Source organism: Haliscomenobacter sp. (assembly GCF_040403615.1).
Taxonomy (GTDB): Bacteria; Bacteroidota; Bacteroidia; order Chitinophagales; family Saprospiraceae; genus Haliscomenobacter.
Window position 1 is genome coordinate 1 of the sequence record NZ_JBBAKG010000268.1, and the last position, 1,275, is coordinate 1,275.

The 1,275-nt window shown below is 44.5% G+C and carries 2 protein-coding genes; both read right to left on the reverse strand.

Annotated features, from left to right (window positions below; all coding sequences use genetic code 11):
• Positions 1–545 (reverse strand): hypothetical protein (locus ABW391_RS29490; protein ID WP_353485486.1); only part of this gene is annotated, 545 nt, incomplete at its 3' end.
• Between the two features lie 40 nt (positions 546–585).
• Entirely contained in the window at positions 586–1,191 is a 606-nt protein-coding gene (locus ABW391_RS29495; RefSeq protein ID WP_353485487.1) for a hypothetical protein, read from the reverse strand.
• Positions 1,192–1,275: the final 84 nt, after the last annotated feature.

Sequence of the window (1,275 nt, forward strand, 5' to 3'; positions counted from 1 at the left end):
TGGTCGGCCTGTCCTTTTTGGTAAAATACGGCGTTGACTTTGCCGCTGAGCTGGTCGTAGTCGTAGTCGATGCGCTTGTGGCGGTGGCCGTTTGCGGCCAGTTCAGGAATGTCCTGGATGATGGTGGCTACGTCGCCGGTGAGGTCGTAGCTGTAGTGGGTGGCGTAGTCGTACACGTCGTCGCTGGCGTTGAAAGTGGCCACAATGGTGGAGGCCGCTACGCGGCTGCGCTGGTTGTCGCGGGGGTAAGTAATGGGTAGTTGGGTGTTGGTGATGGGGTTGAGGTCGTAATAAGTACGCGTTACGTGTGCCTTGCTCGTCAGTGTGCCAAACCAGGTATTGAAGGCTGGAGCATCTGCAAAAATAGTAGCCGGAACACTGGCATTGACGCCTTCCCCGGTTTGGGTCACCCGACCCAGGGCGTCGTAGAGGGTGTAGCTGTATTTGTTGCTGGGGCGTTGGCGGCCATCTTGCGAGGCCACCAGGCGGCCTACCCTGTCGTAGTAGTAACGGTTTTCGTCGTGGTCTGGGGCAATTTGCTTCACCGCTCCGCCGAGTGAGTTGTAGGCACTAGCGGGGAAATTTTCAATTTGTAGTCCAAATTTCTATTCCCGATACCCTACCTGACTGATTAATTTCCCTTGTTTCCTGGTCACTTGAATACTTACCCACAAGACCATCTCCTGATTTTGGTTCAATTAGATAACGGAGCAAATTTTTTTTCAACAGAGGATTTGAAAAATCTCGACAAAACTCTTCATCATCTAGATTGCTTCTTTGAAGGTAAAAATTAGGATTTTTAGCTAGTAAAGAATCAACGCTGCATCCTACATATATTCCTTCATTCGTATGGTGTTTTGGCAAATAAAAGCCTAGCATTGTAATATGCTTTTTATCCTTTGTAGACATCAAGGCTTCTGCTGTGAGTGAATCTAAAAATGCCATGTATCCAAAACCTTCATAATACTCAATCTTTCTTCCTTTAAAAACCTCCCAAAATTTTTCAATAGGATCTCCAATTTTTAGGTTAGTTAGGCCATCATCAAGGATTAAAGAATCGCTTTGCAAGAATAAGCTATCCTTCTTTTGATTGTAATCCGTAATTCTAAAATCTCCAGAAAACTTTCTTTCTTGCCCAGGCTTGCAACTTAAGCATATTAGCAGAAGAATTGGAAACAAAGAAAATCGCATAGTATTTTTATTTATTTAATGAATCAAATGTCAGCAATTCTCGGTTTAAAACTAAATACAAAAACATCTACCTTGTGATCAAAG

Excerpts from the sequence above, each read along its gene's own strand:
- ABW391_RS29495 (WP_353485487.1), bottom strand. The coding sequence starts at position 1,191 with ATGCGATTTTCTTTGTTTCCAATTCTTCTGCTAATATGCTTAAGTTGC.